At 72.1% G+C, this 22,232-nt stretch carries 21 protein-coding genes and 1 tRNA gene; 6 read left to right on the top strand and 16 right to left on the bottom strand.

The window, feature by feature from the left end; translation table 11 throughout:
- Positions 1-102: 102 nt before the first annotated feature.
- From CR165_RS20440 to CR165_RS20430, 3 genes are all read left to right on the top strand, one after another.
- On the top strand, positions 103-2,400 hold the full coding sequence (locus CR165_RS20440) for an NADP-dependent malic enzyme (RefSeq protein WP_109518791.1): 2,298 nt from the start codon (positions 103-105) through the stop codon (positions 2,398-2,400).
- Positions 2,401-2,595: 195 nt separating this feature from the next.
- On the top strand, positions 2,596-3,294 hold the full coding sequence (locus CR165_RS20435; protein WP_109518790.1) for a hypothetical protein: 699 nt from the start codon (positions 2,596-2,598) through the stop codon (positions 3,292-3,294).
- Positions 3,257-4,510 (top strand): OmpA family protein, encoded by a 1,254-nt coding sequence (locus CR165_RS20430; RefSeq protein ID WP_109518789.1) that lies wholly within the window; start codon positions 3,257-3,259, stop codon positions 4,508-4,510. The genes CR165_RS20435 and CR165_RS20430 overlap by 38 nt, the downstream gene beginning before the upstream one ends.
- A gap of 8 nt (positions 4,511-4,518) precedes the next feature.
- On the opposite strand, the gene CR165_RS20425 is transcribed toward CR165_RS20430, so the two are convergent.
- From CR165_RS20425 to CR165_RS25165, 4 genes are all read right to left on the bottom strand, one after another.
- A complete protein-coding gene (locus tag CR165_RS20425) occupies positions 4,519-5,337 on the bottom strand; it encodes a sugar phosphate isomerase/epimerase family protein (RefSeq protein WP_109518788.1) in 819 nt (272 codons plus the stop codon).
- Positions 5,338-5,547: 210 nt separating this feature from the next.
- Complete coding sequence (folD, locus tag CR165_RS20420) at positions 5,548-6,390, bottom strand: bifunctional methylenetetrahydrofolate dehydrogenase/methenyltetrahydrofolate cyclohydrolase FolD (protein WP_109518787.1); 843 nt, start codon at positions 6,388-6,390, stop codon at positions 5,548-5,550.
- A complete protein-coding gene (locus CR165_RS25170) occupies positions 6,387-6,659 on the bottom strand; it encodes a DUF167 domain-containing protein (protein WP_181378262.1) in 273 nt (90 codons plus the stop codon). The genes folD and CR165_RS25170 overlap by 4 nt, the downstream gene beginning before the upstream one ends.
- Positions 6,660-6,700: 41 nt before the next feature.
- Entirely contained in the window at positions 6,701-6,994 is a 294-nt protein-coding gene (locus CR165_RS25165) for a YggT family protein (RefSeq protein WP_109518786.1), read from the bottom strand.
- Positions 6,995-7,103: 109 nt separating this feature from the next.
- Between CR165_RS25165 and CR165_RS20405 the strand changes: the two genes are divergently transcribed.
- Positions 7,104-7,179, top strand: a tRNA-Ala gene (locus CR165_RS20405).
- A gap of 142 nt (positions 7,180-7,321) precedes the next feature.
- Here CR165_RS20405 and CR165_RS20400 read toward each other — a convergent pair.
- From CR165_RS20400 to coaA, 5 genes are all read right to left on the bottom strand, one after another.
- Positions 7,322-8,362 (bottom strand): hypothetical protein, encoded by a 1,041-nt coding sequence (locus CR165_RS20400; protein ID WP_146201957.1) that lies wholly within the window; start codon positions 8,360-8,362, stop codon positions 7,322-7,324.
- A gap of 2 nt (positions 8,363-8,364) precedes the next feature.
- On the bottom strand, positions 8,365-8,616 hold the full coding sequence (locus tag CR165_RS20395) for an acyl carrier protein (RefSeq protein WP_109518784.1): 252 nt from the start codon (positions 8,614-8,616) through the stop codon (positions 8,365-8,367).
- On the bottom strand, positions 8,613-10,535 hold the full coding sequence (locus CR165_RS20390; protein ID WP_109518783.1) for an HAD-IIIC family phosphatase: 1,923 nt from the start codon (positions 10,533-10,535) through the stop codon (positions 8,613-8,615). The genes CR165_RS20395 and CR165_RS20390 overlap by 4 nt, the downstream gene beginning before the upstream one ends.
- 10 nt (positions 10,536-10,545) lie before the next feature.
- A complete protein-coding gene (locus tag CR165_RS20385) occupies positions 10,546-12,159 on the bottom strand; it encodes an MBOAT family O-acyltransferase (RefSeq protein WP_109518782.1) in 1,614 nt (537 codons plus the stop codon).
- A gap of 304 nt (positions 12,160-12,463) precedes the next feature.
- On the bottom strand, positions 12,464-13,453 hold the full coding sequence (coaA, locus tag CR165_RS20380) for a type I pantothenate kinase (RefSeq protein ID WP_109518781.1): 990 nt from the start codon (positions 13,451-13,453) through the stop codon (positions 12,464-12,466).
- Positions 13,454-13,582: 129 nt separating this feature from the next.
- Here coaA and CR165_RS20375 point away from each other — a divergent pair, with 129 nt between their 5' ends.
- On the top strand, positions 13,583-14,599 hold the full coding sequence (locus CR165_RS20375) for an MBL fold metallo-hydrolase (RefSeq protein ID WP_109518830.1): 1,017 nt from the start codon (positions 13,583-13,585) through the stop codon (positions 14,597-14,599).
- A 105-nt stretch (positions 14,600-14,704) separates the two neighbouring features.
- Here CR165_RS20375 and dnaA read toward each other — a convergent pair whose 3' ends face one another.
- From dnaA to CR165_RS20345, 6 genes are all read right to left on the bottom strand, one after another.
- Positions 14,705-16,171: a chromosomal replication initiator protein DnaA gene (gene dnaA / locus CR165_RS20370; RefSeq protein ID WP_109518780.1), complete on the bottom strand. Its 1,467-nt coding sequence runs from the start codon at positions 16,169-16,171 to the stop codon at positions 14,705-14,707.
- Positions 16,172-16,540: 369 nt separating this feature from the next.
- Positions 16,541-16,816, bottom strand: coding sequence for a 30S ribosomal protein S20 (gene rpsT / locus CR165_RS20365; protein WP_109518779.1), 276 nt, complete (start codon positions 16,814-16,816; stop codon positions 16,541-16,543).
- Positions 16,817-17,138: 322 nt separating this feature from the next.
- The gene (locus CR165_RS20360) at positions 17,139-17,915 is read right to left on the bottom strand and encodes an enoyl-CoA hydratase (protein WP_109518778.1); all 777 of its coding nucleotides are present in this window, start codon (positions 17,913-17,915) and stop codon (positions 17,139-17,141) included.
- Positions 17,916-17,928: 13 nt separating this feature from the next.
- Positions 17,929-18,771 (bottom strand): bifunctional DNA-formamidopyrimidine glycosylase/DNA-(apurinic or apyrimidinic site) lyase, encoded by an 843-nt coding sequence (gene mutM / locus CR165_RS20355; protein ID WP_109518777.1) that lies wholly within the window; start codon positions 18,769-18,771, stop codon positions 17,929-17,931.
- Positions 18,772-18,783: 12 nt separating this feature from the next.
- Positions 18,784-19,296, bottom strand: coding sequence for a L,D-transpeptidase family protein (locus CR165_RS20350; protein ID WP_109518776.1), 513 nt, complete (start codon positions 19,294-19,296; stop codon positions 18,784-18,786).
- A gap of 106 nt (positions 19,297-19,402) precedes the next feature.
- Positions 19,403-20,632: a GTP cyclohydrolase II gene (locus CR165_RS20345; protein ID WP_109518775.1), complete on the bottom strand. Its 1,230-nt coding sequence runs from the start codon at positions 20,630-20,632 to the stop codon at positions 19,403-19,405.
- A gap of 281 nt (positions 20,633-20,913) precedes the next feature.
- Between CR165_RS20345 and CR165_RS20340 the strand changes: the two genes are divergently transcribed.
- Positions 20,914-21,633, top strand: a complete 720-nt coding sequence (locus CR165_RS20340; protein WP_109518774.1) for a response regulator transcription factor — start codon at positions 20,914-20,916, stop codon at positions 21,631-21,633.
- 258 nt (positions 21,634-21,891) lie between these two features.
- Here CR165_RS20340 and CR165_RS20335 read toward each other — a convergent pair.
- The coding region (locus CR165_RS20335) for an Asd/ArgC dimerization domain-containing protein (RefSeq protein ID WP_281262115.1) at positions 21,892-22,232 on the bottom strand (341 nt) is incomplete at its 5' end.

Here is a 22,232-nt window from a genome sequence, read left to right as displayed (position 1 = left end):
AATGGTGCGGCACCTTCCATGCCGCACCTGCGAAGCGCCTGCCTTTCGTGTATCGCTCTGCGCCGACATAAAGGGGGGGAAGCACGGGAGCCCGCAGAAGCGATGGACGACACGAAGAAGCTGCCGGTGGGCGACACGCGCACCGCCCGCATCACCGCCGAGGAGGCGCTGGCCCTGCACGCCGAGGGCAAGCCGGGCAAGCTCGAGATCCGGCTGACCAAGCCGTTGACCACGGCGCGCGACCTCAGCCTGGCCTATTCCCCCGGCGTGGCCGAGCCCTGCCTGCACATCCACCGCGACCCCTCCCTCGCCTACGACTACACGGCCAAGGGCAACATGGTGGCCGTCATCTCCAACGGCACCGCCGTGCTGGGGCTCGGCAACCTCGGCGCGCTGGCCGGCAAGCCGGTGATGGAGGGCAAGGCGGCGCTGTTCAAGCGCTTCGCCGATGTCGATTCCATCGACCTCTGCATCGACACCGAGGATGTGGACGCCTTCGTCAACGCCGTGCGCTACCTCGGCCCCTCCTTCGGCGGCATCAACCTGGAGGACATCAAGGCGCCGGAATGCTTCGTCATCGAGCAGCGCCTGCGCGAGCTGATGGACATCCCGGTGTTCCATGACGACCAGCACGGCACCGCCATCGTCGCCGCCGCCGGCCTCATCAATGCCTGCCACCTGACCGGGCGCGCGCTGTCCGAGACGAAGCTGGTCATCAACGGCGCCGGCTCGGCGGCCATCGCCTGCGCCGAGCTGGTGAAGGCCATGGGCATGCGGCCCGAAAACATCCTGATGTGCGACACCAAGGGCGTGCTCTGGCGTGGCCGCACGGAGGGGATGAACCAGTGGAAGTCGGCCCACGCCGTCACCACCGACCGCCGCACCCTCTCCCAGGCGCTGGAGGGGGCGGACGCCTTCTTCGGCCTCTCCGTGAAGGGCGCCGTGACGGCCGACATGGTGCGCGCCATGGCGCCCAACCCGATCATCTTCGCCATGGCCAACCCCGACCCCGAGATCACGCCGGACGAGGCGCGGGCGGTGCGGGAGGACGTCATCATCGCCACCGGGCGCTCGGACTACCCGAACCAGGTGAACAACGTCCTGGGCTTCCCCTTCATCTTCCGCGGCGCGCTGGACGTGCGGGCCAGCACCATCAACGACCCGATGAAGATCGCGGCGGCCGAGGCGCTGGCCATGCTGGCGCGCGAGGACGTGCCGGAGGAGGTGGCGGGCGCCGGCGGCGGCTCCGGCCTGCGCTTCGGCCCCAACTACATCATCCCGCACGCCTTCGACCCGCGGCTGATCGCCCGCGTCTCCCCCGCCGTGGCGAAGGCGGCGATGGAATCCGGCGTGGCGCGCAAGCCGCTGCCCGACCTCAAGCGCTACGCCCGCAGCCTGAGCGGCCGGCTCGACGCCGGCGCCAACGCGCTGGAGGCCATCACCGAGCGGCTGCGCGCCAACCCGCAGAAGGTCGTGTTCGCGGAGGGCGAGGAGGAGAAGGTCATCCGCGCCGCCATCGCCTTCCGCAACGCCGGCTACGGCACGCCGGTGCTGGTCGGGCGCGAGGACCGGGTGATGGCCACGGTGGCGGCGCTCGGCATCCCGCTGCCCGAGGGCATCGAGATCCACAACGCCCGCCTCTCGGACAGCAACACGCGCTATGCCGAGTTCCTCTACCAGCGCCGCCAGCGCCAGGGCTTCCTGTTCCGCGACTGCCAGCGCCTGGTGAACCAGGACCGCAACACCTTCGCCGCCTGCATGGTGGCGATGGGCGACGCCGATGCCATGGTCTCCGGCATCACCCGCTCCACCTCCGCCACGCTGGAGGGGGTGACGAACGTCATCGACCCGGCGCCGGAGACGGTGCTGTTCGGCCTGACGCTGATGCTCTCCCGCCGCGCCGGCACCGTGCTGGTGGCCGACACCGCCATCCATGAGCGCCCCGATGCGGCGACGCTCGCCTCCATCGCCCGCCAGTCGGCCGCCGAGGCGCGCAAGCTGGGGCTGGAGCCGCGCGTGGCCTTCCTCTCCTTCTCCACCTTCGGCGACCCGGGCGGCACCATCACCGGCCCGGTGCGCGAGGCGGTGAAGTTGCTGGACGCGCAGGAGACCGACTTCGAGTACGATGGCGAGATGGCGGCCGACGTGGCGCTGAACCCGCAGCTGCGGGCGCTCTACCCGTTCTGCCGCCTCGCCGGCCCGGCCAATGTGCTGGTGATGCCCGGGCTGCACGCCGCCCACATCCTGACCAAGGCGGTGCCGCACCTGACCAGCGCCACCACCATCGGGCCGCTGATGGTGGGGCTCTCGCAGCCGGTGCAGATCATCAACATGGGCAGCAGCGTCAACCAGATCCTGGACATGGCCTGCTTCGCCGGGCACGCCGCCATCCGGCGCTGAAGCCGGAGGGGAGGGGCCGCGCCCCTCCCCCTGCGCGTCTCACGCCGCGCATCACAGGGCGGCGAGGTCACGCGCCCTTGCCCTTCACCTTTCCTCACAGATCAGGACATGGTGGCCGTTTGGCGCGGCCGGGCCGTGCGGGGTCCGCCGTGCAGGGCCCGCCATGCCCGGGCGCAGGCGGAAGGAAGCGGCAGCATGGCCGAGCAGCAGCAACAGGCGCGGCCCGCGGAGCGCGGCGGCTGGCGCCACGTGCTGGCCACCATCGCGGCGGGCGGCATCTCGGCGCTGGTTCTGGGGCTGCTCTGGTCGGCCACCCGGCCGGCGGAGCAGGCCCCGCCCGCGCTCCCCGGTGCCGTCTCCACCCCCGGATCTGCCCCTCCCGGATCCGCCGCTTCCGTGGCGGCGGCGCCGGAGTCCCCCGCCACCAGCGAGCAGAGGGTGGCGGCCCTGCTGGCCGAGGTGGATGCGCTGATGCGCCAGGCGGATTCCCTGGACGCCCGGCTGGACAGCATCGCCCTGCCCGAGCCTGCCCTGCCCGATCCCGCCCTGCCCGAGGAGCCGGCCGAGGCGCTGCCGGAAGCGCGGGTGCTCGCCGCCACGCCGCCCGGCGGGCCGTTGCCGCTGGCGGCGCCGGAACCGGCCGCCGTGCCGCCCCCCGGCCCCACCCTGCGCGCCGCCGCGCCAAAGGCGGCACCGCAGGCGGAAGGCGCGCCGCCGCTCCTGGCCATGGCGCCGCCGCCACCCCCACCGCCGGCGCGCGCCGCCACCTCCGCCGCTCCAGCCCGGGCCGCCAGCCCGGCCGAGCGGCGCTGCCGGTCCATCATTGTCAGGGTTCAACTGGGCGAGGAGCCTTCCTATGCCGACCGACGCTTCCTCCGTGGCGGCTGCCGCTAGATCCCTCGGCGCGGCGCTGTGCGGGCTGCTCCTGCTGGCCGGCTGCGGCACCACCCCCGCCGCCCCGCCCGCGCCGGAGGCCCTGCCGATGCGCGTCTCCGACGCGCCCAAGCCGCCCCGCACCGCGCAGCCGCTCGACGAGGCGGTGCTGAGCCTGACCGTGGCGCTGCTCGACCGCGCCCGGCTCGAGCCGCCCGGCCCCTCCGGCCGCCACGACCTGGTGGTGGACCCGCTGATCGACCGCGCCACCGGCCAGCAGACGGCGGTGACGCGCGGCATGGAGCAGCGCATCGGCACGCTGGTGCGGGAGCGCTACCCGGCGTTCAACCTGCGCCCCTTCGGCACCGCCGCGCTGGACGACCAGCCGCTGATCCTGCTCGGCGCCATCACGCCGGTGGCGGAGGCCGGCGTCATCCCGGCGAGCGAGGCGCCCTTCCCGCAGGTCTACCGGATCTGGGCGGTGCTGGGGGATCTCCGCACCGGCCGCATCGTCAGCCACGAGACGGCCTGGGTGCGCGGCCCGGATGTGGACATGACCCCCACCGCCTTCTTCCGCGACAGCCCCGCCTGGAACCGCGAGCCGCTGACCGCCGCCTATCTCCGCACCTGCGCCGGCGACCCGGGCGAGGCGATCGACCCCGCCTATCTGCGCGCCCTGCGCGCCCAGGCCCATGCCGCCGACGGGGTGCGCGCCTACGAGGCCGGCAATCCGGCGGCGGCGCTGGCCGCCTACGAGGCGGCCTCGGCGCTGCCGGGGGGCGACCAGCTGCGCGTGCGCAACGGCCTCTACCTCGCCAACAAGGCGCTGGGCCGCGACGGGGAGGCCGAGGCCGCCTTCGGCGCGGTGGTGGCGCAGGGGCTGGACCGGGGCGAGCTGGCGGTGAAGTTCCTCTTCCGCCCCGGCACCACCGCCTTCTGGGCCGACCCCGCCATCAGCGGCGACTACCCGATGTGGCTGCGGCAGATCGCCCGGCAGACCGAGCCGCGCCCCTTCTGCCTGGCGCTGACCGGCCATGCCAGCCCGACCGGGCCGGCGGCGCGGGCCGAGGCGGTGCGCGGGCGGCTGGTCGCCGAGCGGCCGGCGCTGCGGCCGCGCACCGTGGCGGAGGGTGTGGGAGCCAGCCAGCCGCTCATCGGCACCGGCACGGATGACGCGACCGACGCGCTGGACCGGCGCGTCAGCTTCGCGCCGGAGGCCTGCGCGGCCCGGCTCTGAGCCCGGCCCTACTCCGCCAGGCCGAGCGCCTCGAGATGCGCGGCGCCGCGGCGCAGGCTGGTCTGGTCGCGCACCTCCAGGATCAGGCGCGGCCGGCCGGCGAGGCGGGCGAGGGCGGCGAACAGGCCCGGCCAGCGGATGGTGCCCTCGCCCGGCTGCCAGTGGCGGTCGGCATGGCCGTCCGTGTCCTGCAGGTGGACATGGCGCAGCGCCTCGCCCGCCAGGTTCACATGCACGTCCACCGGCGGCGCGCCGGTGCTGACATGCGCGTAGTGGGCGTGGCCGGTATCCAGCGAGACCTGCACCGCCGGGCTGCCGAAGGAGGCGGCGAGGGCGATGCGGTCGCGCGGCTCCTTGTCCTCGATGTTCTCGATGACCAGCTCGCAGCCCTGCGACTCGGCGCGGGCGACGACGTCGCGCAGCGTCAGGTGCACGCGCTCGATCTGCTGCTCGCGGGCGCCGGGGAAGGCGTCGAGGTTGGCGTGGTCCCAGGTGGTGTAGGGGGAGTGGACCACCATCTGCGTGGCGCCCACCGCAGCGCAGGCCTCGAGCCCCTGCAGCAGGCGGCGGCGCACCACGGCGCGGATCTCGGGGTCGTGGCTGTCGATCTTGAAGCCCCAGAACGGCCCGTGCAGGCCGACGCGGCCGGTGTGCCCGTCCAGCAGCGCGCGCAGCCGCTCGGCCACCGGGCGCCAGTCGCCGTCCAGCACCTCGGCGCTGTGCAGGTCCTGGATCTCCAGGTCGCGCTGCTTCTCCAGCAGCCAGTCGCGGTGCTGGGTGATGCCCTTGAGGGTGAGGGCGGCGCCAAGGATGGGCTTGTCGGTCATGAACAGGGTCCGGCTGGTGTTGCGCGGCCCCGCCTAGCGCCGCCGCGCTGCAACCCCGTGGCGGCGCGGTGACAATCTGAAGTCATCTTCTTTCTCTGAAGAAAAAGAGGCAAAGAGACTTTCCGGGTCTGGCGCCGCGCCATCCGCCCGCGAGCGCCAAACTGCAGAAAGTTTTTTGGTTCTTTTTTCCAAAAAAGAACGCTGACTTTTTTACTTCCGCCGCGCGACCGCCGCGTCCACCGTGTTCTCCAGCAGGCAGGCGATGGTCATGGGCCCGACGCCGCCCGGCACGGGGGTGATGGCCGCGGCCCGCTCGCGCGCGGCGGCGAAGTCCACGTCGCCCACCAGCCCGCCATTGGCCAGGCGGTTGATGCCGACATCGATGACGGTGGCGCCTTCGGCGATCCAGTCGCCCTTCACCATCTCCGGCCGCCCCACGGCGGCGACCAGGATCTCGGCGCGGCGGCATTCCGAGGCGAGGTCGCGCGTGCGGGAATGCACCACGGTCACGGTGGCGTCGGCCGCCAGCAGCAGCGCGGCCATCGGCTTGCCGACGATGTTGGAGCGCCCGAGCACCACGGCGCGCGCCCCGGCGATGGCGGTGCCGGCGGCGGCGAGCAGGTGCATCACCCCCTTCGGCGTGCAGGGCACCAGCCCGGGCTGCCCGGTGGCGAGCTTGCCGGCGTTCATGGCGTGGAAGCCGTCCACGTCCTTGGCCGGGTCGATGGCGGCCAGCACCTTGGCGGCGTCGATCTGCCGGGGCAGCGGCAACTGCACCAGGATGCCGTCCACCGCCGGGTCCTCGTTCAGCCGGCGCACCAGGGCCAGCAGCTCGGCCTCGGGTGTCTCCTCGGGCAGCTGGAGCGTGGCGCTGTCGAGCCCCGCCTCGCGCGCCGCGCGGTCCTTGTTGCGGACATAGACGCCGCTCGCCGGGTCCTCGCCCACGCGCACCACGCGCAGGCCGGGGGTGTAGGGCAGGGCCTTCACGCGCTCGGCCAGGCGCGCGCGCAGCGCCGCGGCCACGGCCTTGCCGTCGATGATGCTCGCGGTCATGCCAGGGTCTCCAGTTGCTCGCTCAGCCGGGCGGGGTCGCCCAGGATGCGGCAGGTCTTTTCCCGCGACGTGGCGCCCTGCACCACCGCGATGGCGGAAGGGGGGACATGCAGCGCCTCGGCCAGCAGGGCGCAGAGGGCGCGGTTGGCGCGGCCATCCTCGGGCGCCGCGTTCACCGCCAGCCGCAGGCGCGGGCCGGTGGCCGAATCGGCCCAGCCGCCGAGGCCGGGGCGGCGGGCCCGGGGCTGCGCCTTCACGCGCAGCTCCACGCCCCCCTCCACCGCGCGCCAGCCCTTCGTCCAGCGTCCGCTCAGCCCGCCACCAGCGGCCAGAGGGTGGTCCAGAGGAAGATGCGGAAGGCGTAGAGCAGCAGGATCAGGATCATCGGCGAGATGTCGATGCCGCCGAGATTGGGCATGAAGTTGCGGATCGGCCGCAGCGCCGGCTCGGTGATCTTGTGGAGGAAGTCGCCCACCGCCCAGACGAAGCGGTTGCGGGTGTCGAGCACGTTGAACGCGACCAGCAGGCTGAACACGGCGGCGATGATGAGCGCCCACACATAGAGGCCGATTGCCTGATCGACGAACCAAAACACCGCGTACATCGCCATCCCCTTCACGTGAGGCCCTGAGATACGAAGCGCGCGGCTCCACGGCAAGCACCGCTTGACTCGTGCCGCGACCTCGGGGATAAGCCGCCCACCGCGCGAGTGTGGGGCTGTAGCTCAGATGGGAGAGCGCCTCGTTCGCAATGAGGAGGTCAGGGGTTCGATTCCCCTCAGCTCCACCACCCGCCGCGCGGCTCCCGGCACAGACCGAATCTGAAGACGGAAAAGGCGGCCAACGGCCGCCTTTGTCATGTCTGGCGCTTTTCTCCCCGGCGCCTTTCTCCCCGGCGCCTTTCTCCGGCGCCGGGGAAGGGCGCCCCCTCCTCAGGGGGCGCGCTGCTCGGACAGCAGGGTGGGGCGCGGCGGCGCGACCGAACCGAGCTTCAGCGCCTCGGCCAGCGCGTCCGAATAGGTGCGGGCGGCGGACCAGCGCAGGTGGATGGCGTCGAAGAAGGCCTCGGGGCCCACCACCTGGGCGGCGTCGCCATCCCAGAAGGTGCCGCCGGAGGGGGCGAGCGCCGCCTCCATGCGCTGGTTGAACTCGGCCACCGTCCGGCCCTGCGGGTCGCCCTCGGCCTTCCAGGCGGGGTTGAGCGGGGTGGAGGCCACCAGCAGCCGCTTGCCTTCGCCCTGCAGCCGCTGGCCGAGCCTGGCCACCGAATCGAAGCAGGCCTGGTCCAGCGTCCGCACCATGCCGTAGAGCAGCGTCTCGCGGTTGCGCGGCGTGTCCAGCGGGCCGCTGCCGTAGCGGTCGAACACCAGCGGGTCGATCCAGTTCTCGCCGCTGCGCTTGGCGGCGATCTCGCTGGCGTTGCGCAGCAGCGAGGTGGGCGCGAAGTAGCGCATGTAGAAGGGCCAGGGGGAGGCGCCGTCCACATAGGCGGCCGCGTCCGCGCCGTCGAACAGCGTGGTGCGGCTGGTGGTGCAGTTCTCGAAATCCTGCGGCGAGGTGATCAGCAGCACCTCGCGCACGGCGGGCTGGCGGTCGAGGAACCAGTTGGCGGCGAACACGCTCTGGTTGGCCGAGAGGCCGCAGAAGGCGCCGCTCAGCGGCACCGCCTGAGGGGCGCGCTCCACCACCGCGTCGCCGTCGAAATGCCGCCACGCCACGGAGGAGCCGACCACCAGCAGGGTGGCGCCCGGCGCCGGGTGGGTGCGGTGGAAGGCCAGCTTCTCATCGACGCAGATGGAGTTGGCGAAGGCCGGCGGCGGCAGGTGGCCGGTGGCGCGGAGGCCGAACAGCAGGCCGTAGAAGCCCAGCAGCGCCAGGAAGGCGCTGGCGAACAGCGCGCTCAGGTAGCGCGGCGGCACGGGCGGGGAGGGCGGTGCCGCCCCCGGCCCATGGCCGGGAGGAGATGCGGCCATGGCTACCGGGCTCCCTGCTGCTTGCTGGCGATGAGCTGCACGAAGTCGCCCACATTGTGCAGCGACTCGAGCTCGGCGGTGCGGAAGCGGACGCCGAAGCGCATCTCGGCCGCCACCACGAGGTTCACATGCGCCTGGCTGTCCCAGCCCGGGACATCGGCCGCCGTGGTGCCGGAGGTCAGGCGGATGTCGTCGTCGTCGAACACGTCCTGGAACACTTCGGTCAGGGCGTCGTAGATCTGGGCCTCGGTCATGCGGCTTCCACTTCGATGTAATGGGCGGGCGCCTCGGCGGCGCGCAGTTCGTAGCGCCAGAAGGTGGCGCCGGATTCGGCGCCCTCCGGCGCGGGTACCGGGGCGAAGCCCAGCTTCTCATAGTGCCGGGCCACCATGCCGTTCTTGGCGGTGGGGCGATACTCGCCGACGAGCGCCTTCACGCCGCGCTGGCTGGCATGCTCCAGCAGCACGCCGAGCGAGGCCTCCTCCACCTGGCGGCCGAGCACGCGGCAGCTCATCAGCCAGGTGTCGATCAGCAGCTCGCCGGGGGGCAGGGCCGGGTCGGGGCGGGCCATCAGCACCGCGATCAGCCCGTTGTCGCCGAAGCGGTCGCTGAGGCGGAGCGAGAGCAGCAGCGTCTCCGGGTCGGCGGCGAAGCGGGCCGTGTCGGCATCCGTGTAGCGGCGGGTGGTCAGGTTGAACTGGTTGGTCTTGTTGATGAGCTGCGTCACGCGCGGCAGCTCGGCGGGGCCGACGCGCCGCGCCGTCATCTTCATGGCGAGGCTGCGGAGATAGCCGGTGATGTCGGTCGCCTGCTCCAGCGCCGCCTGCCGCTCGGCGTTCAGCGCGTAGGAGCGGGCGCGGGCCGCGTCATCGGCGGTGAAGCCGGCCGCCTCGAAATAGCCCGCGGCGCCGACGATGGCGGGGTAGTCCGAGACGTCCTCCGTCACCTCCGGCACCGCCACCTCCGGCAGCTCGCGGCGGATGATCTCGCGCTCGGCCGGGTTGTCGTCGACGAAGACGAGGCTGTCGAGGCCGATGTTCAGCGTCTTGGCGATGTGGCGGAGGTTGCCGGCCTTGTCGTTCCAGTTGGCGACGAAGCAGGCGATGTCGCCGCGCCGCAGTGCCATCTCGGGGTGCTTGGCGAACACCTCCTCGGCCACTTCCGGGTTGTTCTTGCTGCACACGGCCAGGATGATGCCGCGCCGGCCAAGCGCCGCGGCGTAGCGCTGGAAGGCGAGGAAGGCCTCGCCCGTGGCATTGCCCTGGCCCAGCCGGATGCCGTCCAGCCCGTCATCGCCGATGACGCCGCCCCAGAGGGTGTTGTCGAGGTCGAGCACCAGGCATTTGCGCGAGGTGCCGGCGACGGCACCGGCGATGCGGGCGACGAGGTCGCCATAGAGCGGCGCCAGCGCCGGGCTGACCAGCTGCTTGGCCTGGTGCCAGCGCACCGGGTCGGCCAGACCCGAGGCATGGCCGAGGCGCGCCGCCTGCCAGGCGAGGTCGAGCAGCAGCACGCCCTCCTGCCGCGCGGCGGCGCGGATGGCGGTGTTCAGCCGCTCGATGACGCTGTGCGGCGCCGCCGGCACCAGCGCCTCGAAGGAGCCGAACAGCAGCGGGTCGGCCGGCACCAGGGTCTGCTGCACCACCTGCGCGCCGTAGCGGGCGCGGGCGCGGCGCCAGAGGGTGCGCAACTCGTCGATGCGCGCCTGCACGGCGGCCTCCACGGTGGCCTCGTCGCTGTCCAGCGGCAGGTCGATCGGCGCGTCGCGTGCATCCAGCGCCAGCAGGATCAGCTGGGGGGCGAAGGCGGCCAGCTCCGGGTCCTCGCCCAGCAGCGCCTGCCGGTACATGCCGTAGGGGGCGACATGCACCGAGAGCGCCACCCGCCGGTCCAGCCCCGAGACGCGGATGGCCGGCACCAGGTGGTCCACGGTGTGGGAGGAGAGGATGGCCAGCCGCAGCGGCGTCAGCGCCGGGCGCACGCCCTCGCGCAGCGCCGGGTCGGCCAGGCCGTCGGTCGCCAGCCGGTCGATGCGGCCGGTGAGGGTGAAGTCGCGCCGGTAGCCGGCGAGGCGCACGGCTTCCGCGAAGCGCGCCGCCGGCTCCAGCCGGCGGGCCGCGCTGAGGGCTGCGCCGAGATCGGCATGGGCCGGCAGCCAGGGGAGCTGTTCCATGGAATCCGCCTCAGAACTGGAAGTAGAGGAATTCGGTGGGCGCGGCGGAGAAGGCCCGCGCCAGGGCGTAGAAGCCGGCGAGGCCGATCACCACGCCGTAGGCGGCGGTGGGCCGCCAGGTGGCGAAGGGCAGCACCGGCTGCAGCCAGTTCATGCGCGGCCGCCAGTTCAGCGCCGTGCGGTAGTGGCGCATGAACTGCTGGGTGTTGGGCAGGCCCCAGACGATGGCCAGCAGCAGCGCGATGTGCAGGCCCAGCATGGGGCGGAAGAACGCCCCCGGCTCGGCGCCGATGCCGAGCGCCCCCGCCACCGCGCCCACCACCGGCAGCCCGGCGATGGAGGGCGGCAGGGTGACGCCGTTCAGCCCCGCCATGCCGGCCAGCAGGTTCAGCGCGCCGGTGAGGTGCGGGGCGCGGAAGAACACCATCGCCACGTTGATGCAGAGGAAGGTGAACAGGATGGCCACCGCGTTCTTCGCCCAGCTGTCGCTGTCGAGCGGCCGGCCGGTGCGCGCCTTCCAGGCCCGCCAGGCATGCGCCACCACCAGGTAGAAGCCGTGCAGCAGGCCGAAGGCCACGAACTGCCAGCCCGCCCCGTGCCAGACGCCGGAGATGAACATGGTCAGCACCGTCGGCCAGGCGACCAGCGCCAGGAAGGTGCCGGCCGTCATCTTGCCGCGGCGCGGCAGCGGCTTGCCGGCGGCCGCCCGGGCGCGGGTGATGCGCATGACGATGGGGTTGTAGACATAGGCGGTCAGGAAGCGCGTCAGCGTCATGTGCCAGCGCGACCAGTATTCGATGACGTTGCGCGCCTTGTAGGGGCTGTCGAAATTCGGCGGCAGGCTGATGCCGAACAGCAGGCCGAGGCCGATCGCCATGTCGGTGTAGCCCGAGAAGTCGAAGTAGATCTGCAGCGTGTAGGAGAGCGCGCCGCCCCAGGAGTCGAGCAGCCCAAGCTGCACGCCATCGGCCGCGGCGGCGAAGACGGGGGCGGCCTCGGCGCCCATCGGGTCGGCGAACACCACCTTCTTGAACAGGCCGAGCAGGAACAGCGTGGCGCCGACCGAGATGTTGTCGAAGCGCGGCCGGAAATTGTCCGGGTTGCTGAACTGCGACAGCATCTCCCGGTGGTGGGTGATGGGGCCGGCGATCAGGTGGGGGAAGAAGGTGATGAACAGGCAGTAGTTGAGGAAGTCGTGCTCCACCACCGCGCCGTCATGCGCGTCCGACAGGTAGGCGATCTGCTGGAAGGTGAAGAAGGAGATGGCCAGCGGCAGGATGATGTTGGGCACCGTCCACTCCAGCCCGAAGGCCTGGTCGACGCTGCTCAGCAGGAAGCCGGTGTACTTGTAGTAGCCGAGCAGCAGCAGGTTGCCGGCAATGCCCAGCACCAGAACCGCGCGGGAGGGATGCTTCAGCAAGTATCCGCCCAGGCAATAGTTGGCGGTCATGCTGGCCAGCAGGAGCGGCACGTAATGCGGGTCCCACCAGCCATAGAACACCAGCGAGGCGAGGGTCAGCCAGAGGCCCGCCAGCCGCTGCCGGCCCGTGCCTGCGAACAGGAAAAACCCAAGCAAAACAACAGGCAGGAAGCCGGCAATGAAGACGGCCGAGTTGAACAGCATGGGTCTGAAGTCTCCCCCGTCGGCAGGATGTCAGGGCTGGGCAACGCTTCGCGAATTGAGACGTCGCGCCCGGCCATGGCGCATAAGCTGGACTTTACTCAAAAATTACGCATTGCGAGGGGGGCAATGCGCGCCTTCACGACGAGTTCAATGGAGGAGGGTTTTACTAAGGCAGCGATGTGAAAATGCTGTAATTTCTTGTGCGGACTGTTCACCGCTGCGTCATGATTCGGCCGCCCGCTGCGCGGCGGCGCAAGGGTTTCAAGTATTTCCCGTGAAAGACCGCGCGGCTGCCCCGCCCCTGCTACATGCGCCGCAGCCAGATCTCGTCCACGCTGTGGTTGGCGCTCTTGTGCAGCACCAGGCGCGCGCGCTCCCGCGTCGGCTGGATGTTCTCGTGCAGGTTCACGAGGTTGATCTGCCGCCAGATGTTCTGCGCCACCGCGATCGCCTCCTGCTCCGGCAGGTCCTTGTAGCGGTGGAAGTAGGAGGTGGGCTTCTGGAAGGCGGTGCGCTGCAGCAGCAGGAAGCGCTGGATGTACCACTCCGCGATGTGCCGCTCCTCCGCATCGACATAGACCGAGAAGTCGAAGAAGTCCGAGGCCAGCAGCGGCGCGCCGGCGGAGGGCTGCAGCACGTTCAGCCCCTCGAAGATCAGGATGTCCGGCCGCCGCACCATCTGCTGCTTGCCGGGGATGATGTCGTAGGTGAGGTGGGAATAGACCGGCGCCGCCACCTCCGGCGCGCCCGCCTTCACGGCGCTGAGGAAGGCGATCATCCGCCGCAGGTCGTAGCTCTCGGGGAAGCCCTTGCGCCCCATCAGCCCGCGCTCCTCCAGCACCGCCGTCGGGTAGAGGAAGCCGTCCGTGGTGATCAGCTCCACCTTCGGGTGGTCCGGCCAGCGGGCCAGGATGGCCTGCAGCACGCGGGCGAAGGTGCTCTTGCCCACCGCCACGCTGCCGGCGATGCCGATGATGTAGGGCGGCGGCACCACCGGGCGGCCGAGGAAGGTGTCCTGCACCACGCCGAGCCCGCGCGCCGCCGCCACCTGCAGGTTCAGCAGGCGGGAGAGGGGGAGGAACACATCCGCCACCTCCTTCAGCGACAGCTGCTCCGTCAGGCCGCGCAGCCCGGCGATGTCCTCGTCCGACAGGGAGAGCGGCGTGTTGGCGCGCAGCTCCGCCCATTCGGCGCGCGGGAAGACACGGTAGGCCGGGGGCCCGCCGAGCGAGGCGCCGGCCGCTCCGGCGGCGGGGCTCGGCCGGCCCGGGACGGGCTGGGTGCCGTGGTGCATGGGTCGTTTCCTTGTCGGCCTGCTGGCGGGCCGAGTCTTGCACCGCTTTGCTGCATTGCGAAGGGCGGGCTGGCGTGATCCGCCATGCCGGCGGAGGATGGCAGCAAATCCCGCCTGGAGGAACGCCGCATGACCGAGGCCGAAGCCACCCTGCCCCCGCCGCCCGAGCCCGGCGCCGTGGCCGAGATCCGGCCCGGGCTGCGCTGGGCGCGGATGCCGCTGCCCTTCCCGCCCGGCCATGTGAACCTCTGGCTGCTGGCGGATGGCGCGGGCTGGCTGGCCGTCGATGCCGGGGCGCGCACCGACGAGTCGGTCGGCCTCTGGACCCGCATCCTGGAGGAGGGGCTGGAGGGCCGCCCCGTCACCCGCCTGCTGGCCACGCATTTCCACCCCGACCATGTGGGCTTCGCCGGCTGGCTGTGCGAGCGCACCGGCGCCGCGCTGCTGATGCCGCGCGCCGAGTACCTGATGGCCCGCTTCCTCTGCCTCGACACGGATGAGGGCATGTCGGCGCAGCAGCTCGACTTCGCGGCCGCCCTGGGCGCGCCGGAGGACTACCTGGCCTTCCTCGCCGCGCGCGGCCCGCTCTACGCCCGCGCCGTGATGCCGCTGCCCCGACAGTACCGCCGCATCGCCCAGGATGACCGGATCGCCATCGGTGGCCAGGAGTGGCGGGTGATGACCGGCGGCGGCCATGCGCCGGAGATGGCGGCGCTGCACTGCGCCGAACTCGGCGTGCTGATCGCGGCGGACCAGATCCTGCCGCGCATCAGCCCCTATGTCGGCGTCGGCGCCACCGAGCCGGAGGCGGACCCGCTGCGCGATTTCCTCGACTCGAACGCCAGGCTGCGCGCCCTGCCGGCGGGGACGCTGGTGCTGCCCTCGCATGGCGAGCCCTTCCTCGGGCTGCATGAGCGGATCGATGTGCTGGCGGCGCACCATGCGGAGCGACTCGGCACGCTGGAAGCCGCCTGCGCCACGCCGCTCACCGCCTACGAGGCGTCCGGCGTGCTGTTCCCGCGCGTGAAGGAACACCGGCCGCGCGGCTTCGCCCTGGGCGAGACGCTGGCGCATCTGAACCGGCTGGTGGCGGAGGGGAGGGTGGTCCGCGAAGAGGGAGCGGTGCCGCGATACAGCAGGAAGTGAGAGACGTTCTTTTTTGGAAAAAAGAACCAAAAAACTTTTGTCAGTTCAGCGCGGCGCCAAACTGACAAAGTCTTTTTGCTTCTTTTTCTTCAGAAAAAGAAGTTCTTAATTCTCCAGCATCCGCCGCAGCAGCTCGACATCCTCGGCGAAGGTGCTGTCGGACTGCATCAGCTCCGCCACGCGGGAGACGGCGTGCATCACCGTGGTGTGGTCGCGGTTGCCGAAGCGGCGGCCGATCTCGGGCAGCGAGCGGGAGGTGAGCTGCTTGGCCAGGTACATCGCCACCTGGCGCGGCCGGGCCACGTTGCGGGCGCGGCGGGCCGAGGACATGTCGGTGAGGCGGATGTTGTAGTGCTCCGCCACCTTGCGCTGGATCTCCTCGATCGTCACGCGGCGATCATGGGCGCGCAGGATGTCGTGCAGCACCTCCTGCGCCGATTCCAGCGTGATCGGCCGGCCGAACAGGTTGGCGTGGGCGATCAGCCGGTTCAGCGCGCCCTCCAGCTCCCGCACGTTGGAGGTGATCTTGTGCGCCAGGAACTCCAGCACGCGCGGCGGCACCTCCACCTCCGCCCCCTGGGCCTTGGCCTGGAGGATGGAGATGCGCAACTCGTAGGTGGTGGCGTGGATGTCCGCCACCATGCCGCAGCCGAGCCGCGTCCGCAGCCGGTCCTCCAGCCCCGAGAGGTCGGAGGGCGACTTGTCGGCGGAGACGACGATCTGCTTACCGGCATCCACCAGCGCGTTGAAGGTGTGGAAGAACTCCTCCTGCGTGTTGTCCTTGCCGATCAGGAATTGCAGATCGTCGATCATCAGCACGTCGACGGAGCGGAGGCTTTCCTTGAACTCCATCGTGCTCTGCGAGCGCAGCGCGGCGATGAAGCGGTACATGAACTTCTCGGCCGACATGTAGGCGACGTTGCGCTGGCCGTTGAAGGAGATCGCCCAGGCGATGGCATGCATCAGGTGCGTCTTGCCGAGGCCGACGCCGCCATAGAGGAAGAGCGGGTTGAAGCCCGGGCTGGCCGGCTTCTCCGCCACGCGGCGGGCGCAGGCATGGGCGAACTCGTTCGGCTTGCCCACCACGAAGCTGTCGAAGGTGAAGCGCGGGTCGAGCGGCGCCGCCCAGTCGTTGCGCGACTCGGGGACGCGCGGCTCCGGCCCGCGCGGCGGGGAGGAGAGCGGCTCGGCCAGCGGCAGGGTGGTCTGGTGCGCGCGCGCCACGGGCGCGGCGCCGGCCAGGCCATCCGCCTGCGGCGCGGCCTCGGCGGCCTCCAGCGAGCGGCTCTCGGGGGCCACGCGGATGTCGATGCGGCGGACGCCGAGATTCTCGGCGCCCCAGAGGCTGCGCAGGCGGTCGCCATAGTGGTTGCGCACCCAGTCGCGCAGGAAGCGCGTGGGCAGCAGGATGACCGCCTCCTCGCCCTCGATGGCGGAGAGGGTCATCTGGCGCAGCCAGCTGCGATACTCGACCTCGCCCACTTCCTCGCGCAGGCGCCCGCGGATCCGGGCCCAGGCTTCCGTCACCTGTCCCGGCGCGACGGAGGAGGGAGTGCCGAGCTCATTCTCCATGCGAAGCACCTGCCACCCTATGTCTTGGCCTTTGGCCGGCCTGATGCATCCCCTCACGGGGCAACGAGAAACCGATGTGGAGACGCACGCCTCCTGTCCGGTCTTTCCGCCCGGGAAGGCGGAGCCAGAGGCGGAAACAGTCCTGCAGCGCGTCGGATATCAGGCGCAATTCACCATTCCGCCTTTATGCTGTCGGATTCAGGAGTGAACCCGACAGATGAAAGACGACCGGTAACGCCGTGATGTAAACTGATACTTCTAGTCCGGCCGGCTGTTCCGGGAGGCTATCCCCCGCTGCGCCCTGGGCGCAACGGGTTCTTGCTCGGAACATCGCTCCCGGCCGGTCACCCCGCAGTGTGCGGGGTGAGGTCAGGCCTGGGCGGAGTCCAGGGCCTTGATCCGCGAGGTCAGGCGGGAAAGCTTGCGGGCCACCGTGTTCAGGTGGAGCACGCCCTTGGTCACGGCGCGCTGCATTTCGGGCTGCGCGTCCTTGAAGGCGGCCTGCGCGGCGGCCTTGTCGCCCCCCGCAATAGCCTTCTCGACCTTGGTGAGGAAGGTGCCAACGCGCGAGCGGCGGGCGCGATTGCGCTCGTTGCGAGTGGCCGTCTGTCGGATGCGCTTGCGCGCGGAAGCCGTGTTCGCCATGGCGGTGTTTCGAACCAGTCGTCTGTGTCTCAGGAACGCAGGCAACCCAGGCGAGCCCGGGACCACTGCGGGAAGGCGCGGTTTCTAGCCGCCGGGGGGGCGCAGAGTCAATGCGCAGCCGCTTCCGCCGCGTGGCATGGCCGCCCCGGTGGGGGCACATGGCGGCCGCGGCGCCCCTGGGGCCAGGGCGAATCCGGCTTTCCGCCCCGCCCGGCGGCCTCGCGGGCGGGGGGAGCGAGAGGGCCGGGACTCGGGCCGCCACGGCGCGGCGGCGGCCCTCCCCGGCCGCCGGATGGCGGCGAATGGCGCCGCCTCAGCCGCCTCAGCCGCGGAAGGCCGGCTTCCGCTTCTCGACGAAGGCGGCCATGCCCTCCTTCTGCCCCTCCGTGCCGAACAGGCTGAGGAACAGGCGGCGCTCCAGCCGCACCCCCTCGCGCAGCGGCAGCTCGAAGGCGGCGTTCACCGCCTCCTTGGCCATCGCCACGGCGGGAGCGGAGAGGGCGCCGATCTTCTCCGCCACCTTCACCGCCTCGGGCAGCAGCTCGGCCGCCGGCACCACCCGCGCCACCAGCCCGGCGCGCTCCGCCTCCTCGGCCGGCATCATCCGCCCCGTCAGCACCATCTCCATGGCCTTGGACTTGCCGATGGCGCGCGTCAGCCGCTGGCTGCCCCCCGCGCCGGGGATGATGCCGAGGTTGATCTCCGGCTGGCCGAACCTCGCCGTGTCGGCGGCCAGGATCATGTCGCACATCATCGCCAGCTCGCAGCCGCCGCCCAGGGCGAAGCCGGCCACGGCGGCGATGACGGGCTTGCGCACCGTCAGCACCGCCTCCCAGCTCTCGGCGATGAAGTCGGCCGTGTAGGTCTCCGGGTGGCGGAGGTGCTGCATCTCCTTGATGTCGGCTCCCGCCGCGAAGGCCTTCTCGCTGCCGGTGATGATGATGGCGGCGATGGCGGGGTCGGCGTCGAAGTCGCGCAGCGCCGCCGCCATCTCCCGCGTCAGGGTGTTGCACAGCGCGTTCAGCGCCGCCGGGCGGTTCAGCCGGATGATGCCGGCGGGCCCCTGGGTCTCGGTCAGGATCATCGTGTACTCGGCCATGGGCGCGTTCCTCTCAGCGTTGGGTGCGGGCGCAGAAGAAGGTGCTGCGGCCCGATTGGACGATGCGCGAGACGCCGCCGCAGCCCGGCGGGCCGGGGCAGAGCGGGCAGGGCGCGCCCGCGCGGTCATAGACCTGGAAGCGGTCCTGGAAGTGGCCCAGCTCGCCATCGGCCTGCACATAGTCGCGGAGCGAGGAGCCGCCGGCGGCGATTGCTTCCTCCAGCACGGCCCTGATGGCGGGCACCAGCCGCGCCGCGCGCGCGCCGGCGACGGTGTGCGCCAGCCGGCGGGGCGAGAGCCCGGCGCGGAACAGCGCCTCGGCCACGTAGATGTTGCCGAGCCCGGCCACCACGCGCTGGTCGAGCAGCGCGGCCTTGATGGGCGTCCGCCGGCCGGCCAGGGCGGCGGAGAGGATGGCGGCGGTGAAGCCCGCCTCCAGCGGCTCCGGCCCCATGCCGGCGAGCAGCCTGTGGGCGTCCTCGGCGGCGGTGGGCACCAGGTCCACGCTGCCGAAGCGGCGCGGGTCGACGAAGCCCACCACCTGCCCGTCATCGGTCTCCAGCAGCAGGTGCTCATGCGCGGGCGGGGGCGCGTTGGCGCGGGCGGGGCGGGCCACCATGCGGCCGGACATGCCGAGGTGGATCAGCGCCGAATCGCCGCCCGAGAGGCGCATCAGCATGTACTTGCCGCGGCGGCGGAAGCCCTCCACCCGCGCGCCGGTCAGGCGCTGCGCCAGCCCCTCGGGGAAGGGCCAGCGCATGCCGGCGCGGTGGGTCGCGGCGCGCACCAGGGTGCGGCCCTCCAGCACGGCGGCCAGGCCGCGCATCACCGTCTCCACCTCGGGAAGCTCGGGCATGGGGCGGGGCCTTCAGGGGGCGAGGACGTGGAAGCCGGTGACGCCCGCGGCCAGCAGGGCGCGGAGGTCGCCCGCCTCCAGCGCGATGCAGCCCTCGGTGGGGGCGTAGCCCGGCCGGGCGAGGTGCAGGAAGATGGCGCTGCCCCGCCCGCGCACCACCGGCGCGTCATTCCAGCCCAGCACGCCGACGATGTCGTAGAGGCTGTCCTGCCGCCACAATTCCTCGTGCCGGGCGTCGTGCGGCAGGCGGATGCGGGTGTTGTAGGCGGGGTGGGAGGAATCGTCGCACCAGCCATCCTCGGGCGCGACCGGCTCCACCGGCACGGCGCAGCGGGGCGGGGCGCCGCGGTCGGCGCGGTAGAGCACGCGGCGCAGCGGCAGCGGACCGGCGGGGGTGGCGCCGTCCCCCTCCTCCTTGTGCGCGCGCACGCCGCCCTTGCCGAGGGCGCAGCGCCAGGTGGTGCCGCGCAGCGTCAGGCGGCCATCGGGGAAGACGAGTGCGGTGTTCGGGTCGGTGCTGGCCATGCCCGCAGGATGCGGCGGCGGCCGGGTTTGGCAAGGGGTGGCGGGGAGGGAGGTGGCGGGGAGGGGGGTGGCGGGGAGGGATCCCCCGCCGCCCGCGCCGGCGGCCTCAGCCCAGCAGGTGGCCGAAGCGCGCCGCCTTGGTCGCCAGGTAGCCGTCGTTCACGCCATTGGCCTCGAACTGGTGCGCCTCCCGCCCCTCCACCGCGATGCCGCAGGCGGCGAGGCCGGCCATCTTGTCCGGGTTGTTGGTCAGCAGCCGCACCCGGCGGATGCCGAGCTGCTCCAGCATGGTGGCCGCCACCAGGAAGCCGCGCTCGTCGGCGCCGTAGCCGAGTGCCCGGTTGGCATCCAGGGTGTCCAGCCCCTGGTCCTGCAGCGTGTAGGCGCGCAGCTTGTTGACGAGACCGATGCCGCGCCCCTCCTGCGCCAGGTAGAGCAGCACGCCGGCCCCCTCCTGCGCCATGCGGCGGATGGCGCCGCGCAGCTGCGGGCCGCAATCGCAGCGCAGGCTGCCCAGCAGGTCGCCGGTGAAGCATTCGGAATGGGCGCGCACCAGCGGCGCGCCGCCCGCCGCCGCCAGCTTCTCCGGCTCGCCCACCAGGATGGCGAGGTGCTCGATGCCGCCATCGGCCGCGCGGAAGGCGACGATGCGGCTCTCGGCGGAATCCTCGAGCGGCACCCGCGCCTCGGCCACGCGCGTCAGGCTGGTGGCGGCGGCGGCGGGATAGGCCAGCACCTCGGCCGCCGGCACGGTCAGCAGGTCGAGCGTGGCGGCGGCATCCTCCCGCGCCGGGGCCACCACCAGGGCGGGCAGCAGCCGCCCCAGCTTGGCCAGCGCCAGCGCCGCCGGCGCCAGGGGGGGCGTGGCCTGCAACTCGGGCATCTCGGGCAGTAGCCGCTCGGCCACCGGGTCGGCCAGGCGCCGCAGCGCCTCGGGCGCCAGCAGCGCGGCGGGCAGCCGCAGCGCCACCGCGCCCTCCTCCAGCCGGCGGCCCTCCGGCCCGTGGGCCGGCGCCCGGCCGGTGGCGACGGGCCGCTGCAGCACCGCCGCGGCCCGCACCGGCGCCAGCAGCAGCAGGGGCGGCGAAAGCGCGGCGGCGGCGATCTCGGCCAGGCCGCGCGCGCCCACGGTCTCGGCGGCGGCCACCACCAGCGGCGCGCCGCGCGGCCCCCCGGCCGTGGCCCCGGCCTCGGCGATCAGGACCGGCGTGCCGCGGCGCAGCTCGCTGGCCGCGCGATGCACCGCCCGCAGGGCCAGTGCCACGGCATCCGGCACGATCGCGCCGAGTTCCGCCTCATGCCGCAGATCCGGCGCGACATTTCCAGTGCTGGTCATCCGATGCCTTCCGTGTGCCGCTCGCCCCCGTGCCGCTCCGCCTCTCACGGGAGCCATGCACATGGGGTGTGTCTTCCGTTATCCCCAATGTGGCGCTTGGTTCCAGCTTGCCACCCCACCCAGAAAAGTGGTGAAAAATGAATCCCATGATCGTATCGCGGTGGTGGGTCTTGCCCTGTGAGGCCATCACGGTCAGGATAGGGCTTGGTGGCCTTCCGGCTGCCCGGCTAACTCCGGGAGGTAGAAGCCATGTTTTGCAATAGGCTAAGTCGGGAGAGCGCATGACCGGCCCGCGGCCGATCCTGATCGTGGACGACGATGACGCGCTGCGCGCGACGTTGTCCGAGCAATTGGCGTTGGATGGTGAATTCGCGCCTCTGGAAGCCGCCACGGCGAACGAGGCGGCGACACAGCTGCTCTCGCCCGATTCGCGGTGCGACGCCGTGCTGCTCGACATCGGCCTGCCCGATGGCGACGGCCGCGAGCTCTGCGCACGCCTGCGGCAGGAGGGGGTGAAGATCCCCATCATCATGCTGACCGGCGCGGATGGCGAGCAGGATGTGGTGCGGGGGCTCGATTCCGGCGCCAACGACTACATCGCCAAGCCCTTCCGCGTGGGCGAGCTGCTGGCGCGGCTGCGCGCCCAGCTCCGCGTCTTCGACAATTCGGAGGACGCGGTCTTCGTCATCGGCCCCTACACCTTCCGCCCCTCGGCGAAGATGCTCATGGAGCCGGTGAAGAACCGCAAGATCCGGCTGACCGAGAAGGAAGCCGCGATCCTGAAGTTCCTCTACCGGGCCGGCGGCCGGCCGGTGGCGCGGCAGATCCTGCTGAACGAGGTGTGGGGCTACAACGCCGCCGTCACCACGCACACGCTGGAGACGCACATCTACCGCCTGCGGCAGAAGATCGAGCCGGACCCGGCCAACGCCGCCCTGCTGCTGACCGAGGGTGGCGGCTACCGCCTCGACCCCCAGGCCGGGCGCGCCGCCGCCGCCTGAGGCCAGGGCCGCCATGCCGACCGAACGAAGCCGGGCACCCGTTGCCCGGCTTTTTTCATGCCCGCCGCTTGGCCTGCGCCGGGCGGCCCCGCCGGAGCCCGGCGCTCCGTCCCGGCTGCGAGGGTCGGCCGCCGGACCGTCCCGCGGCGCGGGGGCCGAGGCATCCGCCGCCCGCCGCAGGCGGAGCCCCGGCTTCGGCCCCCGCCCCGGGCGGGGCCCGGGAGGCGGGCCGCACAGCGCCCCCGGGGCCCGCTTGCCTCAGGGCCAGAGAGGCGCCCCCTCCAGTCCCGCGGTTTCCGGCAGGCCGCAGATCAGGTTCGCGTTCTGCACCGCCTGGCCGGCCGCGCCCTTGCCGAGATTGTCCACCACCCCCATCGCGATCACCAGGTTCCGCTCCGGATCGGCCGCATAGCTGACAAAGGCGAGGTTCGAGCCGGTGGCCCACTTGGTCTGCGGCGGCGCGTCGGTCACACGGACGAAGGCCCGCCCGGCATAGAAGCGCCGGGCCGCCGCCAGGCACTGGCCCGTGCTGGCGCGGCCGCGGCAATAGAGGGTGGCGAGGATGCCGCGGGTCATCGGCACCAGGTGCGGCGTGAACA

The sequence above is a fragment of the Teichococcus aestuarii genome, from assembly GCF_003116135.1.
GTDB classification, from domain to species: Bacteria; Pseudomonadota; Alphaproteobacteria; order Acetobacterales; family Acetobacteraceae; genus Pseudoroseomonas; species Pseudoroseomonas aestuarii.
Note: the sequence above shows the minus strand (reverse complement) of the source record. Positions and strands in the feature narration are given on the sequence as shown.